Origin of the sequence: Marinospirillum perlucidum (assembly GCF_003336805.1) — a bacterium.
In the GTDB taxonomy this organism is placed as follows: Bacteria; Pseudomonadota; Gammaproteobacteria; order Pseudomonadales; family Halomonadaceae; genus Marinospirillum; species Marinospirillum perlucidum.
In genome coordinates, this window is record NZ_QFWJ01000011.1 from 1 (window position 1) to 15327 (window position 15327).

General features: G+C 50.8%; 18 protein-coding genes. 3 read left to right on the forward strand and 15 right to left on the reverse strand.

Annotated elements, in window-relative coordinates; all coding sequences use genetic code 11:
• The coding region (istB, locus tag DFK18_RS12345; RefSeq protein WP_114418579.1) for an IS21-like element helper ATPase IstB at positions 1-563 on the forward strand (563 nt) is incomplete at its 5' end.
• Between the two features lie 122 nt (positions 564-685).
• Here istB and DFK18_RS12350 read toward each other — a convergent pair.
• The 5 genes from DFK18_RS12350 to DFK18_RS12370 form a co-directional block, all read right to left on the reverse strand.
• Positions 686-1357: a GIY-YIG nuclease family protein gene (locus tag DFK18_RS12350; RefSeq protein WP_114418580.1), complete on the reverse strand. Its 672-nt coding sequence runs from the start codon at positions 1355-1357 to the stop codon at positions 686-688.
• Between the two features lie 81 nt (positions 1358-1438).
• Positions 1439-2071, reverse strand: coding sequence for an HNH endonuclease (locus DFK18_RS12355; RefSeq protein ID WP_114418581.1), 633 nt, complete (start codon positions 2069-2071; stop codon positions 1439-1441).
• Between the two features lie 44 nt (positions 2072-2115).
• Complete coding sequence (locus DFK18_RS12360; RefSeq protein WP_114418582.1) at positions 2116-3111, reverse strand: hypothetical protein; 996 nt, start codon at positions 3109-3111, stop codon at positions 2116-2118.
• Positions 3112-3255: 144 nt separating this feature from the next.
• Positions 3256-4074 (reverse strand): hypothetical protein, encoded by an 819-nt coding sequence (locus tag DFK18_RS12365; RefSeq protein WP_114418583.1) that lies wholly within the window; start codon positions 4072-4074, stop codon positions 3256-3258.
• Between the two features lie 99 nt (positions 4075-4173).
• Complete coding sequence (locus DFK18_RS12370) at positions 4174-5088, reverse strand: restriction endonuclease (protein WP_218563956.1); 915 nt, start codon at positions 5086-5088, stop codon at positions 4174-4176.
• Positions 5089-5434: 346 nt separating this feature from the next.
• Between DFK18_RS12370 and DFK18_RS12375 the strand changes: the two genes are divergently transcribed.
• Positions 5435-6127, forward strand: coding sequence for a phage integrase N-terminal SAM-like domain-containing protein (locus tag DFK18_RS12375; protein WP_218563957.1), 693 nt, complete (start codon positions 5435-5437; stop codon positions 6125-6127).
• Positions 6085-6393, forward strand: a complete 309-nt coding sequence (locus DFK18_RS14770) for a tyrosine-type recombinase/integrase (RefSeq protein ID WP_218563958.1) — start codon at positions 6085-6087, stop codon at positions 6391-6393. The genes DFK18_RS12375 and DFK18_RS14770 overlap by 43 nt, the downstream gene beginning before the upstream one ends.
• 70 nt (positions 6394-6463) lie before the next feature.
• On the opposite strand, the gene DFK18_RS12380 is transcribed toward DFK18_RS14770, so the two are convergent.
• The 10 genes from DFK18_RS12380 to DFK18_RS12425 all read right to left on the reverse strand — a co-directional run bounded on the left by DFK18_RS12380 (position 6464) and on the right by DFK18_RS12425 (position 15265).
• Positions 6464-7033, reverse strand: a complete 570-nt coding sequence (locus tag DFK18_RS12380; protein ID WP_114418584.1) for a YqiA/YcfP family alpha/beta fold hydrolase — start codon at positions 7031-7033, stop codon at positions 6464-6466.
• A gap of 2 nt (positions 7034-7035) precedes the next feature.
• Complete coding sequence (locus tag DFK18_RS12385) at positions 7036-7332, reverse strand: type II toxin-antitoxin system RelE/ParE family toxin (protein ID WP_114418585.1); 297 nt, start codon at positions 7330-7332, stop codon at positions 7036-7038.
• Entirely contained in the window at positions 7329-7538 is a 210-nt protein-coding gene (locus DFK18_RS12390; RefSeq protein ID WP_114418586.1) for an addiction module protein, read from the reverse strand. Before DFK18_RS12390 ends, DFK18_RS12385 begins: the two co-directional genes overlap by 4 nt.
• 45 nt (positions 7539-7583) lie before the next feature.
• A complete protein-coding gene (locus DFK18_RS12395; RefSeq protein ID WP_114418587.1) occupies positions 7584-8336 on the reverse strand; it encodes an SDR family oxidoreductase in 753 nt (250 codons plus the stop codon).
• A gap of 121 nt (positions 8337-8457) precedes the next feature.
• The gene (gene thrH, locus DFK18_RS12400; protein ID WP_114418588.1) at positions 8458-9075 is read right to left on the reverse strand and encodes a bifunctional phosphoserine phosphatase/homoserine phosphotransferase ThrH; all 618 of its coding nucleotides are present in this window, start codon (positions 9073-9075) and stop codon (positions 8458-8460) included.
• A 124-nt stretch (positions 9076-9199) separates the two neighbouring features.
• Positions 9200-10171 (reverse strand): HTH-type transcriptional regulator CysB, encoded by a 972-nt coding sequence (cysB, locus tag DFK18_RS12405; RefSeq protein WP_114418589.1) that lies wholly within the window; start codon positions 10169-10171, stop codon positions 9200-9202.
• A gap of 87 nt (positions 10172-10258) precedes the next feature.
• The gene (locus DFK18_RS12410; RefSeq protein ID WP_114418590.1) at positions 10259-12211 is read right to left on the reverse strand and encodes an adenylate/guanylate cyclase domain-containing protein; all 1953 of its coding nucleotides are present in this window, start codon (positions 12209-12211) and stop codon (positions 10259-10261) included.
• Positions 12211-13233 (reverse strand): FecR domain-containing protein, encoded by a 1023-nt coding sequence (locus DFK18_RS12415; RefSeq protein WP_114418591.1) that lies wholly within the window; start codon positions 13231-13233, stop codon positions 12211-12213. Before DFK18_RS12415 ends, DFK18_RS12410 begins: the two co-directional genes overlap by 1 nt.
• A 158-nt stretch (positions 13234-13391) precedes the next feature.
• Positions 13392-14375, reverse strand: coding sequence for a branched-chain amino acid ABC transporter permease (locus DFK18_RS12420; RefSeq protein ID WP_114418592.1), 984 nt, complete (start codon positions 14373-14375; stop codon positions 13392-13394).
• 2 nt (positions 14376-14377) lie between these two features.
• Complete coding sequence (locus DFK18_RS12425) at positions 14378-15265, reverse strand: branched-chain amino acid ABC transporter permease (RefSeq protein ID WP_114418593.1); 888 nt, start codon at positions 15263-15265, stop codon at positions 14378-14380.
• Positions 15266-15327: the final 62 nt, after the last annotated feature.

Consider the following 15327-nt stretch of genomic DNA (forward strand, 5'->3'; position numbering starts at 1 on the left):
ACTTCAAACAGGCTCACTTCTCGATGGAAAAACGCCTGGACGACTTCGATTACCGTCATCAGACCACCATCAATAAACGCCAGATCAGTGCACTGCTGGACTTCAACTTCCTGGATCAACGTCAGAATCTGGTGTTTATTGGGCCACCGGGGGTGGGCAAGACCCACCTGGCCATCGGCCTGGGTTACAAAGCCATCGAAGCAGGTTATCGGGTGGTCTTCAAAACCGCCATGGCCCTGGTGGAAGAACTGGAACTGGCTGAAAAGCGAGGTGAACTGAAAAAGCGGATCAGCTTGCTGGCCAAAAACGACTTGCTGATCATTGATGAGCTGGGCTATCTGCCCATGAGCCGCCAGTCCCGCTACAACCTCTTCCAACTGGTGAACAGTCTGTATGAATACCGCTCCATCATCCTGACCACCAACAAGGACTTCACCGACTGGGGTGAGTTCTTCCACAACGATAATGTGGCCATCCCCATCGTGGATCGGATCATCCATCACTCACACATCTTTATGCTGGGAGGAGAAAGCTATCGGCTGAAAGAAAAGTTAACCAACTAACGCACCAGGTGGGTCAATTTTATTGGCCAAAGGTGGGTCAAAATAAATGGCCATTGACACCCAAACCAAAAATGCCAAGCGTGGTGAATCACTCTTAAATTGTTTGTTATGCGTATTTTTGACTATTCAACAAACTTTTCCATTTTGACATTTAAAATACTGTTTGCGAAAACTCTTACTAACAAGGCCTCGACATTATTAATCATGTCGCCCTCAACTTCATAAGCTGAGAAATAAGAAGCCATATCTGCTAGCTGTAAATTAGTTTTTTCTATTTTCCTTGGTGATTCAAAAGCAGGCTTGAAGCCTGTACCAGTATATGGATGAGATACTAATTTAATTTTTTGAGTTTGCCTGTCTCGATTGAATGCACTCTTCATTTCATCCCATAGGCTTTGATCCTTGGCTTTACCAATGTATAAAGCCTCACCCCTCGAATCATAGAATACATAAACACCGTAGCAATCTCTCAAGTAATCTTTGATGTCTTCCTGTCTCTTATTGCCACTAACATCAGAGTCAAACAACTCCCAATGCGCACCTTGTTTCGATTCTGCCACTTCAATAGGATAGTACTCAACTATTGGCTTAATTGAATATGAATGGGCATCAAACACAGATTGCTGGCTTACTTTTTCTATTACGCTCACTACTTGCTTAACAGTGAGGTTTCTAGGTTCATTACTCCATTTTTGCACTGTCGAATATGACAGTCCCAAACTTTCTGATAAGTGCTTGTTATTTGGAGAGTGGTATTTGATTCTCAACTCATCAACTAATTCTTTAGAGTTCAAATTTTTCTCCTATACGCATAACGCCTTGGGTAAGCTGGCGGTGCGGAGCGCAGCGTAGTACCGGTCAGCTTCACCCACTTGTTATAACGGACGCCCCAAAAGGCTCCGATTGTGGTAATCAATGCTTTGCTGAGACACCTGATGCCCTTCAACTTGCCGGAGAATTTGAAGATCCAGCCTAATCGCTCCGTAATCACAGAGCACATGATGATTCGGGCACAGCACAATGATGTTTCCTGGAACATCTGAGCCGTTGTGAGGTTTACCAAGTGGGATGATGTGGTGTGCCTCAGAATAAGTTTTACCGTCTGAAAGGGACACCGCCATACCGCATATTTGACACTGGTCTTGGTGTATCACCTTTATTTTACGCGCAAGGGCCGTATCCCGCAGAACACGATATGTAAGCGTATATGCTCGACTCGGCTCTTCCACGCCTTCCGGTAAATCAGAAGCTGTTGGAGTCTCCCCCAAGTAAGACCTAAGCCCCCATACACCAGCCCCCAAACCTTCAACCGAAAAGAAAAGGTCTTTCCCGCCCTTGAATCCTGCGGAGTCCGAGGAGAGGTCTTGCACCCTGCGCCGCACAACGGATTTCCAACTTCCCGGGAGATTGGGACGAATACGCTCGATTTCAGCGTACAGCGCACCATAATTGGCGCTGCCACCGAGGTTCTCAAACGCTTTCACAATGTCTTCATCCCATGTCGGCATCAGGTTTCCTCGTTATAACGCCTCATTCAGGTGCGCCATAGGCGTCACTTGGAATGACTTGTTATGTTTTGATTTGGAAGTAATCCTTTAATATTAGACTCAAACTCTGCCTGCTCTTCACTATCTTCATTAAAATAAGCGTCAGAATTTTTAAGCCTATCAAGCAACGAAAGTATTGAGTTTATATTTTCAAGTAACCTAGACAATATTTTGATTCTTTCAATTTTATCGTCATCAGCCTTTGGAATACTTAAAGTGTACTTCCTATACTCTCGACTTCCTTGCCACTCAGTTTCCCATTTCGCTTGATTAATAATCTGTCTCTTAATGTCTTCAACACTCATCTCGGAGTCAATGAGATGAACCAAAGCTTCAGCGTTTATCCCCAGATCTTCCATACAAATGTTATGGATGGAACTAGACCAAGAAAATTCTCTATTACGATAATCTGTCTCATTCTCTAATAGTTCCAATATATCGGCTCTAATAGATTGACAATGCTCCGTAATAATAAAATCTGACTTTAGTGAAGTAATATCGACTTTTGCAGTAGTATGAATATTGCACAGCAATACTTCAAAGAACACTTCTACATCATCTGAAAATCTCTTCAACGCCTCAGTCTTAGCGTTTGTATATGAATTAGGCTGTTGTACTGCTGCACTTATATTAAGCTTTAAATCAGGCAATCTTGTATGGATCCAGCTCAAAACCTCTTCTGAATCCTTCATTATTTGAGAGCTAAGTTGACACAGTAAATTATCATTAGTAATCGTTCTCAACCTCATCCATGTGTTAAAAACAGTACCTCGTTTAATTATCAGATCTCGATGCTCTCTCTGTTTCAGTTTGCTTTCTAACTCACTATGAAAATACTGAACTATCGGAGTAAAATCAAAAATTTGAACTTTACGACCCTCTTCAGAATCTTTTGTCAGCAGTGGTAAATAGTCACACAAGTCCCTTTCATCAACCGCCTTAATGTATTTACCTGTCATTTTGTCAACCAACATAGACCGTACAGAAAGGTCATTCTTCATAATTGTTACTTCTTCCTTTGAAAAGTTAGTGTAATTTCTGGAGTTATTACTGGCTCACTCAAGAAACATAATGTCGCGCTTTGCGGCTGCTTTGTAGCGCAGTGGAAAACCAGTCCGGCAAGAGCGCCTTGTTATGTGCTGGATTCAATCTAATAAAGCAAAGTTCAAATCCACCAGAACTTCGTCTAATGCTATATCTTCAGCCTCACAAAATTCCTTTAGGTCTTTTAGGAAAGGCCAGCCCCTCTCAATTTCGCATATTTCAATGACGGGCAGGTTAAAGTCATCAGGAAACCCTTCTTGAATGAACCCATACTTGTCCAGAACCTGAATAACTTTTCTTAGTTCTGATATATCAGCGCCGGTGGCTAGATTTATTTCATGTTCCGATATATGAAGTCGATTAATATGATCATATGCAGACCTCTTGACCATCAGTGTGAGTATTTGCCGAGCTTGCATTGGAAGAGTCAGCAAGCGTTTAGAGAAGACTGATATATCTTCCAAAGTTTCTACAAGCTCATCACTTGTATTATTCCAGCTTAGAACTCGGTTAATTCGGTCTAAGGATGAAGGTCCTTGTACTTTGGAATGCTCGGTATGATCTGTGAAGGAATTCTGTATGGTTGAAACAATATCAGTAAACTTTGACTCATGCTGAGATTTAATGTCTTTCATTCTTTCAACAGGATATGCATTAACATCATCAGTGATTTTGTGGTGTGCATGGCACATCAAAAGTAGATTATCAAAAGAGCGTCGTTGTTCATTGGTCTGGTTTGGATTGAATCTCTCTCCCCCTTCATTCGCAGCCTCTATATGACAAATCTGAGATAAGAAAACCCCTGAAGAAGAAATAATCTTGTGCGTACAACCTGGGTAAGCACATTCATTGCCAGACTTCAAAAAAAGTTCTCTAAGGGTATCCTTTGTTGGCTCCAATCTTTTTACGGTTTCGGTCATTTATAATATCTCGAAAATCTCAACGAATTTAAGCACATAACGCTTGCAGCAGGGGCGCGACGTCAGGAGCGTCCGTTGCCTGCATTGGTTATACAGAACTCACCCGCCGAACCTAGGGACCGGAAGGTAAGATTCACCGGTTTGTGAGGCATGCCGTCGGACCCTAGATATAATTTCACCAAACGACATGGCCCCCGACAAAAATAAGTAGAGGTGACTGGCGTCGAAAATTAGAAGGGTGGTTTTACTCCCTGACGCCTCAGAGATGGCGGTACTGCTGTAACCGGAGATGGAAACCATTATTCCCATAGTGTTATCCGCCATCTTATTAACCTTTGCCTTCAGGGAATCGATGTCTGTTGCTGTCGATTGCTCTCTTGTGAACTTCAATTCGACAAGATAAGTGGTCCCATCATGGGTCAGTGAACCGTCAATTTGCCTTCCATCCGTTCTGTATGGTCGGCGGTTTGTAATTTCTGAGAAATCCAGTAACTGATAAAACCACTTCTCGAATTCGTAACCGCCCTCTTGAGTGCCGACCTGGACGTGCATTTCGTCAAGTTGATTCTGGAGTTTCGTTTTATCTGTCAGCGACTTCTGAATTTTCTTGCGTTCCTCGCTGGCCCGCTCCTGGGCCTCCCGCCTTTCCTTTTCACTTTTGACTTCTTGGTCTTGCTGCTTCAGATATGCTTTAAGTTCCTGCACCGCTTTGTGCGCTTCTTGGATCTTCTTGTCAGAATCTTCCCAATTTCTGAGATCAGGAAAAGTGGTTTTCTCCGCAAGGCTTCGGGCCATTTGAACTATCAGGGCCTTGCCACGATCTGATGTTTGCAGCTTCGGAAAGAGTCTATCCAGCAAGTCGCGCTTTGATTCCTCGGCACTCCAAGACTTCAGAAAGCTCTCAGAAACGTGAGAAGCGATCAGAAATTTACGCAAAGCATTTCGCCGCCAATGAGAGGCAAGGAGTGCTTCGTATGTCAGCTCGATGAGCCTTGGAGTTATCTTCGCAGCCAAACTTTAGACTTCCTCTTTTCTGTATAACATTTTAATAGTAAGCATGCGCGTTTCCACGATCTGGATATCAGCCTACCTTTTACCCCAAGCTACTGTATCTACTGCTGATTTACCAGAACCCAGATCAAGCTTCGCCGACAAACCGTGCGTGCCGCCTATCCTGATTAGTTGTGCGCACTCTATCCCGCTTTTTCTTTTTGTAACACTTTGATTTTTATTTGTTGATCAGTTGATCTAAATGGCAGAACGCGCACTAGCTGCAGAGAAGTGAGCATCTTTTTGTGTCCTGGTCAAGATATACTGTTCATCCATACAGTTTTGTCTTAGTCCAATCAAGGAGAACCTTATGTCAGCTAGCCCTTTTCTCAATTCGATTCGTCAGGATTTACGCCAGAAAGGTTACGCGCTCAAGACAGAGAAAACCTACCTACACTGGATCAAGCGTTTCATCATTTTTAACCATAAACGTCACCCTAAAGACATGGGAGACGAGGAAATTCGCCTCTTTCTGTCTGACTTGGCCAATGGCAGAAATGTAACCATCAATACACAGAGAACGGCCTTGAATGCCCTAGCTTACTTATATAATCAGTTTTTGGATCAGCCTTTAGGTGATCTTGCCTTTAACCCAGCAAAAAAGACTCAGCGCTTGCCTGTGGTGCTATCTCCACAGGAGGTTCAGTTGCTTCTTTCTCATTTGGATAAACGTAACCGGCTCATTTTTTCTTTACTCTATGGCGGCGGGCTTCGAGTCAATGAATGCTTACGGCTTAGAGTGAAGGATTTCGATTTTGATCACGGCAGTATCTTTGTCCATGATGGTAAAGGCGGCAAATCAAGAAGTACTTTATTACCCAATCGTTTGATTCCTGATATCCACTCATTGATTCAGGAAGTCATTGAAATACGGTTAAAGATAACGCTCAAGGTTTTGGACCTTCACTACCCTATGCTTTGGATCGTAAATATCCTTCTGCTTATCGGCAACCAGCTTGGATGTTTGTTTTTCCGTCAACAAGCTGGTGCCATCACCCTATAACAGGAAAAGTTTGCAGGCATCATTTGCATGACTCTGTAGTTCGCAAGGCGTTGAATGTTGCTGTACGCAAGGCCGGTATTAATCACAAGAGGATTACTTGCCACACCTTCCGGCATTCTTTTGCGACGCAGCTATTACAAGCAGGAAGGGATATTCGCACGGTGCAGGAATTATTGGGACATACCGATGTAAAAACCACCCAGATTTACACCCATGTGATTGGTCAGCATTTCGCAGGAACTGCCAGCCCATTGGATAGGCTTTAGAGAAGCCCGGCACGCTACCGCCGGGATGTTGGCAGCTTGGCGAACATCCTTGTTGGCTTTTTTCAAGCGGTCATTGATATTTAAGACAAAAGTCGGTGATGGTTTTGAGGTGGTTTTCAAACCCCTGGAAGCTGTGGTCGCCGCCTTCTTCGAGGATGGTTTCGGCGTGGGTATAGGCTTTGAGGGCTTTGTTGTAGTCCAGCACTTCGTCGCCGGTTTGCAGCAGGAGTAAGCACTTGCTGGTTTCCGGGTTATCAACCCGGTAGTTTTCCAGGCTGCGGGTGTGCTCGTGGGTCCATTCAAACCGGGCGCCATCATGGTAGTTTTCTACCAGTCCTTCGGCCTGGGCCAGGGTTACCCAGGCTTCTGCCGCCGGGTTGATCAGCACATAAGGCAGGTTAAAGTGGTGGGCCAGCCAGGTGGCGTAAAAGCCGCCCAGTGAGGAGCCTATCACGGCAACGGGTTCACCCAGCTCCTGATAGCTGACGACCAGATCGTGCAGGGTGTCGATGGCCAGTTCGGGGATATACGGCAGACTGGGGGCTACAAAAGGGATTTGTTCTTTTTGGCACCAGTCACGCAGCTGGCGGGCCTTGCTGCCGTGAGCGCTGGAGGCAAAACCGTGAATGTAGATCAGCATGATTATGTCCTGTACTTCCAGTTCATTGGGTCGCGACTTGCGTGCATCACTGCAATCACAAGCAGCTGTTTTTGTTTGATTAAGCAGAAGATAGCAAAAGGAAATTTGCGCGTAATGGCCCTGCGCACTTTGCGGTAGATGGTTGGATAGAGGCGTGGATTCTGTTGGATTCTTGTCAGGGTTGCGGTCACTTCATCAAGAAATTGTTGCCCTAAACCTGAAGCCTGCTCTTCATACCAGAAAGTGGCTTGTTCAAGATCTGCTTGTGCCTGCTTTGTTAAGTTTAATCCGTGACTCACAGCTTCTTCCGAAGTTCATCCATGAATTCAAAAGCATCGCGACCCTGATCCACGCTTTGCTCCAAGGCACTGAGTCTTTTGTCCAACTCTGCTTTTTGAGCAGTAGTGAGCCCAAGTGAATGCTGTTCTTCGGCAATGCTATCCCACAAGTCTTCGACCAGTTGTACTCGCTCTGGCAAGGGGAGTTCCTTGAGTTCAGGGTTCATGCGTGCCTCTCGAATTGAAGACCTCCTTGTCAGTTTAGCAGTTTTCTAGCCTTCCTGGATGGTGGGCCGGATCAGCAGTTCGTTAATGCCCACGTGCTCGGGCTGGCTGAGCGCATAGTGGATAGCATTGGCGATATCCTCGGATTTGAGGATGGGCATGTCTTCGCCGTACATGTTGGTTTTTACCGCCTTGTGAATCTTCTCGTGCTGGATGCTGTCCGGCAGTTCGGTATCCACCGAGCCGGGCTGGATATCGGTCACCCGCACGTTAAAGCGAATGGCTTCCTTACGCAGGGTATCGGAAATCGCGCGCACGGCAAACTTGGTGCCGGAATAAACGCCGGAGCTGGGGAAGGTCACCCGCGAAGCCACGGAGCTGATGTTGATGATATGCCCGGATTTGCGCTCGGCCATGCCGGGGTAAACGGCATTGATGGCATAGAGCACGCCCTTGATGTTGACGTCGATCATCTGCTCCCACTCATCCACCCGGCCGTTGACGATGGGGCTGAGCGGCATGGTGCCGGCATTGTTGATGAGTACATCGATGCCTCCGGCGGCGTTAAGACGCTCACCCAGGGCTTCCATGTCGTCACGGCGGGAGACATCCACCGGTTCCAGGGTCACTTGGGTGCCCTGCTCTTTTAATTCAGCGGCCAGGGCTTCCAGCCGATCTTTACGCCGCGCAGAGAGCACTAGGCTGGCCCCTTCACTGGCCAGTTTGCGGGCGGTGGCTTCACCAATGCCGGAGCTGGCACCGGTAATCCAAATACGTTTGCCTTTTAGGGAAGTCGTCATGATCACCTCATCGGGTTTTAGTATTTATAGGAGAGGTCGGGCGAAGCGCCCTTAAATAAGCGGGGCAGTCAGCAGTGGACTGCCCGAGGAAGGCCCTGGCGTTAAAGCCAGGGCGGCCCCATCAAAGCTGCAGTTTTCTGTCGCTGGCGTTGATAAAGGCTTTTTTCAGATCTTCGTAGTTGTGAACAGCAGGGAATTGCGGGAATTCCTCGATCACATTCTGGGGTGCGTGGAAGAGAATGCCCTGCTCGGCCTGGGCCAGCATGGTGGTGTCGTTGTAGGAATCACCTGCGGCAATCACGCGGTAGTTGAGCAATTGGAAGGCACGCACGCTCTGGCGCTTGGGATCGCGCTGACGCAGTTTGTAATCGACCACTCGCCCTTCGTCGTTGACTTCCAGCTTGTGGCACAGAAGCGTGGGGTGGCCCAGCTGCTTCATCAGTGGCATGGCGAATTCATAGAAGGTGTCGGAAAGGATCACCAGTTGGAAGCGCTCACGCAGCCAGTTGGTAAATTCAATCGCACCGGGCAGCGGCTCCAGCTCGGCAATCACGGCCTGGATATCCGGCAGCTTGAGGCCGTTTTCATCCAGCAGACGCAGGCGTTGACGCATGAGCACGTCGTAATCAGGCACGTCGCGGGTGGTGGCTTTGAGTTCTTCGATACCGGTTTTTTCAGCGAAGGCGATCCAGATTTCCGGGATGAGTACCCCTTCCAGATCCAGGCAGGCCAGTTCCATAATGATCCTTTATCTTATTCAGCTTTGATGGAGTTCAATAGGGTTTGGGTGCTAACCCGAGAGCAGCCGGGTAGGTACCCTTCCACTCTCCAGCATGTTTAAACCTGCCTAGTATAAAGGTTTTTTAACGCTTGGGCAGTTCCAGTCCATCAAAGAGCTGCTCGATCTCCTGGCGACTGGAGGTCATCAGGGCCTGATCCAGGGTATCCCGGTCGAGATGGGCCGCCAGTTTTTCGATAAAGTCATAGAAGTAGCCACGCATAAAGGTGCCCCGACGAATGCCCAGACGGGTGACGCTGGGTTCAAACAGATGGCTGGCATCCAGGACTTCCAGATCCTTTTCATCTTCGTCAGCAGCCATGTGGGCGACGATACCGATGCCCACCCCCAGGCGCACATAGGTCTTGATGACATCCGAGTCGGCTGCGGTAAAGACGATTTTCGGCTCCAGCTCGGCCTTGGCAAAGGCTTCATCCACCTTGGCCCGACCGGTAAAGCCACTGACGTAGGTCACCAGCGGGAATTCAGCCAGCTTTTCCAGGGTCAGGTTTTTCTCGCGCGCCAGTGGATGCCCCTTGGGCACCAGCACACAGCGGTTCCACTGGTAGCAGGGCAGAGTCACCAGGTCGTTGTAGTTGGCGATGGATTCTGTGGCGATGGCAAGGTCTGCCTCCCCATCAGCCACCATCTGGGCGATCTGCGGCGGTGTGCCCTGTTTGAGGCTGAGGGTCACATCGGGGTATTTTTCCATGAACTGGCTGATCACATCCGGCAGGATAAAGCGTGCCTGGGTGTGGGTGGTGGCCAGCACCAGACTGCCGCGTTTTTCGTTGCTGAATTCCTGCGCCACCTTCTTGATGTTATCGGCAGTACGCAGCATCTCACCAGCCAGATCGATCACCACCTGGCCTGCCGGGGTAATCCGGGTCAGGTGTTTGCCACTGCGGGCAAAGATTTCCACGCCCAGTTCGTCTTCCAGCAGGCGAATCTGTTTACTGATGCCCGGCTGGGAGGTAAACAGACTCTGTGCGGTTGCCGATACATTCAGATCATGGTGGGCCACTTCCCAGATATACCTGAGCTGTTGAAGCTTCATCCTGCGTCTCCGGTCTTTCTTAAAAAGTAATAAGAAATATCATTTAAATTACAATGAAGAATATACAGAAAGACAAATGAACGCAAGTCAGCCTTGCAACAATTGCTCGGCTTGCTGTTTGAGCCAGTCAGGTTCCAGTGCACGCCAGTCCAGTGCCCAGGCAGCCAGCCCCGAGGATTTGCCCTTGAGGCTCAGTTCGCCCACGGGATAAAGCGGCAGGCGACCCTTCACGGCCTCGTAGACGCCCTCACCCACCAGAATATCGACACTGGCGCAGGGTTTGGTTTCGCCCTCGGCAATCGCCGCCTTCCAGGCTTGATTGACTTCCTTGGTGGCACTTTCCAGACGTGCAGCAACGTTGACCACATCACCAATGGCGGTGTAGTTGAAACGCTGACGACCGCCGATATTGCCGACGACCCCTTCCCCGGTGTTGATACCGATGCCCATGGCCAGACGCCGGACATCCCCCTCGGGAAAGTCGGTATTGAAATCCTCCAGAGCCCACTGCATGGCCGCAGCCGCCAGACAGGCATGGTAGCTGTGATCTTCATCGGCCAGGGGGGCATTGAAAAGCCCCATGACAGCATCACCAATCAGCTTGTCCAGGGTGCCGCGATAGGCCTGGAGCGCATTGATCATGGCATCAAAGTAGCGGTTCAAATGACGTACCAGCTCTTCGGTTTCCAGGGCTTCGGTGGTCGGGGTGAAGTTGCGCAGGTCAGAAAAGAGCAGGGTCATCTGCTGGCGTTGGCCGCCCAGTTTCAGCTCTCTTTCCTGGCCGACAATTTTTTCCACCAACGCCGGAGCAACATAGCTACCAAACGCCTGGCGCAGGTGGTCGGCCTTGGCCTTGTTAATCAGGAACAGCCAGAGTTCGCCACCGATGATACCCAGCACCAGGAAAAGCAGCGGATAGAAGACCTCCAGCCAGAGATCAGCCTGAACGTAAAGAACAACACCCCCGGCATAAACACCCAGGAGCAGGATCAGATAACCGGCAAAACGCAGCCAAGTCTGGTGCAATTGCAACAGCCCCAGTAGCCCAAGCAGGCAGAGAAGCAAGACACCCAGCAGGTGCCCCCCCTGCAGATCCTGCAAGAGGCTGGAATCCATCAAATTGCCAAGGAAGGTCAGGTGCACCAGCGGTCCGGCCAGTTGCCCCAGGGGCGTAGAGCGTAAATCGGTAATCCCGGCTTCACTGATGCCCAGGATCACCCACTTGCCTTGCAGGCGCTCCGGATTCCAGTCATCGGCCATCAGCTCGGCAAAAGTAATGCGCGGGTAGTCGCTACCCGAATAGAAATTGAGTTTGACCCGATTCAGCTCATCCACCGGCAGGCTGCGCTCGCCCAGCAGGGCTTGGTCTTGGGTCAGTACCAAATCCTGCATTTGCGCCAGCCGCCACATTTGTACGCCCAGGTTGGGAAAGGCAGCATCCCTGACCCAAAAAGCCAGGGGATAGTGGCGAAAACGCTGGTCGGCATCCGGCTGGATATTCAGGGCCGAAAGAGCAGGATAGGCATCACGTATCAGGGGGATGGGCAGTTCCAGCTCGCGGCTTTCCAATAACCGGGCACCCTGAGCCTGCATCAGCGCAGAATCCAGCACCCGGCCATAGGCGGCTTCGTCCAGCGCCTGGGCCTGGGGGCCATTGAGGAAGCTGCCCCCGATCACGGGCAGTTGATAGAGACTGGCGGCCAGGGCCTGATCTTCTTGCGGGCGGGTGGGTTCGGCAAAGGCGATATCCACCCCGATCACCCGAGCCTGATGCATTCGCTCCAGCCCGGCAGCCACCAGACTGCGCGGCCAGGGCCAGCGCCCGAACTGCTGCACACTGGTGTTTTCCACTTCCACAAACACCAGGTCATCCGGGTAGCTACGGGGGTTCCAGTCGTAGTAGGAATCGCTCAGGGCCGAGGAGAGCGCCTGCACCATCACCGGCGGCTTGAGGCTAAGCAGCATCAACGCCAGCAACAGACCGCTTAATAGTGCCCAGAGCTGCCACTGGTCACGCAGCAGCTTGAATCCTGCTTGCATTACAACCAGTCGCTCAGATCATCTTTGAGGGCTTCAAAGCCCTTGTCCACCGGTGCACCCACGGCTTCGGGCTGCCCATCAGCCTCACCCAGGGTCAGTTGGCGTCCCGGCTGCATGTCCACGTCTTCACAAAAAGTGGAAAACTCGGCCATGACCTGATCCTTGTAGTCCTGGAATTCCTGGTTAAAGCTGTCACGAAATTCCCGGAACTCGCGGCGCTGGTATTCCTGGTATTCGGCAAAGGTCATCTCATCGACCGATTTGGCCTGGTAGTAGGCCATTTCCGCGCCATCCTGACGACCGACATTCACCTCGCCACTGAAAAGCGCCACGTCGTTGCGCTCGTCATTACTGGCAACCAGAAAGCGGGTGCCTTTAACCCCGATCACCACCAGCGGAGTACGGGCGGTAAAACGGCCCTCTTCACGGCGAGCTATATCAAACAGGGCGGCCCCCTCTTCGAGTTCCACCTCGTCAATGCTGTTGACCACCAGCAGGCTGTTTTCCGACATCACCACCTGGCCACCGGGATGACCGATATGCGCACGAGCTCCGGAAACCGTCTGTACCTTGTCACCCGGGCAGAGATCGTGGGGCAGACTGCTTACCCGCTGGGGAAAAGGCTGACCCGCCCGACTGACTCGGACCTGTCCTTCAGTACGTTCCAGCCGCGCAAAGACTTCACAGCGAGCTTCACCAGTATCCGAGCTGGCTGCTGAAGAAGCGTTTTCGGCTTGGGCAGCTGCCTGGCTGTTTCGGGCTTCCTGGGGAGCAGATCGGGAGGATCGGTTGGCTTCGCGATTGGCTTCACGGTTAGTTTCAGCCGCTTGGGCAGGTGAGTTTTCGACCGTTTCGCTTTCTTCCTCTTCAGACTCTGCCTGGTCAAATTGCAGGCGCTGGGAGAAGCTGCTGCCAGTATCCCGATCAAAAGAAAGTGAGCCGTTTTCAGCCAGTGCGGGAGGCATCCAGGCCAGACTGGCCAGCAGTAGACTGGTCAAGGCCAGACGAGCTTTCTTGTTCATTCCTTCTATTCCTCAAGTTGTCATCTGCTAACTCTAGGTCGTGTTTTAGGCCGGGGTCAACAAAAAAGACCCGCCGGTTTCCCGGCAGGTCAAGCAAGGGCACAGAGACGTGACCCACTGAGCAACTGAGGATGAAGCTAAAATTAGTAAAACTCTGATTAGTTGAAGTTCTTTTTCATGAATTTCTGCACTTCCCCGACGATACCGGCGCGGAAAGTCAGTACGCAGACCACAAAGATGACACCGAGGATGACATCCACCCAGTCACCCAGGAAACTCTGGGACAACTGATGTTCCAGCGTGAGTACAAAGCCTGCACCCAGTACCGGACCAAAGAGGGTGCCGACACCACCGACCAGAGTCATGAGAATCACCTCACCGGACATGTGCCAGTGGGCATCACCCAATGAAGCCAACTGGAAGACCACGGTTTTGGTGGAACCGGCCAGACCGGCAATGGCTGCCGAGATGACAAAGGCCACCAGCTTGTAGACATCGGTGTTGTAACCCAGGGAAATCGCACGAGGCTCGTTTTCACGAATGGCCTTGAGCACCTGCCCGAAGGGCGAATGCACCGTCCGCTGGATCAGCAGAAACCCAAAGATGAAAACTGCCAGCACAAAGTAGTACATGGTCAGGTTATTGGACAGATCAAAGATGCCAAACAGGTTGCCACGCGGAACCCCCTGAAGACCATCTTCACCGCCGGTGAAATCAGCCTGCAGGTACATGAAGAAGACCATCTGGGCCAGTGCCAGGGTAATCATGGCAAAGTAAATCCCCTGACGGCGGATCGACAAGATGCCAAAGAAGGTACCCAGCACCGTTGAAGCCAGAGTGCCCGTGATGATGCCGATTTCCGGTGTGATCGAGTAGGTCGATAGCAGGAAGCCGGTCATGTAACCGCCGGTGGCCAGGAAGGCAGCATGCCCGAAGGACAGCAGACCGGCATAACCCAGCAGCAGGTTAAAGGCACAGGCAAAGAGTGCAAAGCACAGGATCTTCATCAAAAAGACCGGATAGGCAACAAAAGGGGCCACCAGTGCCAGTGCCAGAAGCACCAGATAGAAGATGTTACGGCGGCGGTTTTCAGCCTGCTTGGCAAGCTGGGCCGCAGATATTTTGGTATCGGTTGTGGCCATGATTAAGCCCCCTTTCCAAACAAGCCGGCAGGACGAACCAGCAGAACTATAATCATCACCAGGAAGATCACCACATTGGAGGCTTCCGGGTAGTAAACCTTGGTCAGACCTTCGACGATGCCCATCAGCAGCCCCGTCAGGATGGCGCCGACGATCGAACCCATCCCGCCGATAACCACCACGGCAAAGACCACGATCAGCAGGTTACTGCCCATGTCGGGTGACACCGAATACACCGGTGCGGCCAGAACCCCGCCGAGGGCGGCCAGACCCACCCCGAAACCATAGGTCAGGGTCACCAGCAGAGGAACATTGACACCAAAGGCCTGCATCAGCGCCGAGTTTTCGGTACCGGCACGCAGATAGCCGCCCAGCTTGGTCTTTTCAATCATGAACCAGACGCCAAAACAGACCACCAGGGCCACCACCACGATCCAGGCGCGATAGATAGGCAGGAACATAAAGCCCAGGTTAATCCCACCCTGGAGCAGTTCAGGAACCGGATAACGGCTGCCGGACACACCAAACCAGTTGGTGAAGGTGCCCTGGATGACCAGAGCCAGACCAAAGGTCAACAGCAGGCCGTAGATATGATCGATATGTGCAATACGGCGCAACAGATAGCGCTCAATAAGAACACCCAGGAGGCCGACAATCAGGGGCGCCAAAAACAAAGCTGCCCAATAGTTGATGCCCAGAACACTAAGTAGCAGGTAGGCGGCAAAGGCCCCCAGCATGTATTGAGCACCATGAGAAAAGTTGATTATTTTCAGCAGGCCGAAAATGACCGCCAGCCCCAGGCTTAAAAGTGCGTAGAAAGCACCGTTGATTAACCCCAGCAGCAACTGCCCGTAAAATGCGGCTGCGGGCACTCCAAAAATCATGGTCATCTGCGTACCATCCCCTAAGATGTTGGCTTGGAGAGCGGGGCCGGAGAAGGCCCCGCTGAGTT

Excerpts from the sequence above, each read along its gene's own strand:
- DFK18_RS12355 (WP_114418581.1), bottom strand. The coding sequence starts at position 2,071 with ATGCCGACATGGGATGAAGACATTGTGAAAGCGTTTGAGAACCTCGGT.
- DFK18_RS12360 (WP_114418582.1), bottom strand. The coding sequence starts at position 3,111 with ATGAAGAATGACCTTTCTGTACGGTCTATGTTGGTTGACAAAATGACA.
- DFK18_RS12365 (WP_114418583.1), bottom strand. The coding sequence starts at position 4,074 with ATGACCGAAACCGTAAAAAGATTGGAGCCAACAAAGGATACCCTTAGA.
- DFK18_RS12375 (WP_218563957.1), top strand. The coding sequence starts at position 5,435 with ATGTCAGCTAGCCCTTTTCTCAATTCGATTCGTCAGGATTTACGCCAG.
- DFK18_RS14770 (WP_218563958.1), top strand. The coding sequence starts at position 6,085 with ATGTTTGTTTTTCCGTCAACAAGCTGGTGCCATCACCCTATAACAGGA.
- DFK18_RS12380 (WP_114418584.1), bottom strand. The coding sequence starts at position 7,033 with ATGCTGATCTACATTCACGGTTTTGCCTCCAGCGCTCACGGCAGCAAG.
- DFK18_RS12390 (WP_114418586.1), bottom strand. The coding sequence starts at position 7,538 with ATGAACCCTGAACTCAAGGAACTCCCCTTGCCAGAGCGAGTACAACTG.
- DFK18_RS12395 (WP_114418587.1), bottom strand. The coding sequence starts at position 8,336 with ATGACGACTTCCCTAAAAGGCAAACGTATTTGGATTACCGGTGCCAGC.
- thrH (WP_114418588.1), bottom strand. The coding sequence starts at position 9,075 with ATGGAACTGGCCTGCCTGGATCTGGAAGGGGTACTCATCCCGGAAATC.
- cysB (WP_114418589.1), bottom strand. The coding sequence starts at position 10,171 with ATGAAGCTTCAACAGCTCAGGTATATCTGGGAAGTGGCCCACCATGAT.
- DFK18_RS12410 (WP_114418590.1), bottom strand. The coding sequence starts at position 12,211 with ATGCAAGCAGGATTCAAGCTGCTGCGTGACCAGTGGCAGCTCTGGGCA.
- DFK18_RS12415 (WP_114418591.1), bottom strand. The coding sequence starts at position 13,233 with ATGAACAAGAAAGCTCGTCTGGCCTTGACCAGTCTACTGCTGGCCAGT.
- DFK18_RS12420 (WP_114418592.1), bottom strand. The coding sequence starts at position 14,375 with ATGGCCACAACCGATACCAAAATATCTGCGGCCCAGCTTGCCAAGCAG.
- DFK18_RS12425 (WP_114418593.1), bottom strand. The coding sequence starts at position 15,265 with ATGACCATGATTTTTGGAGTGCCCGCAGCCGCATTTTACGGGCAGTTG.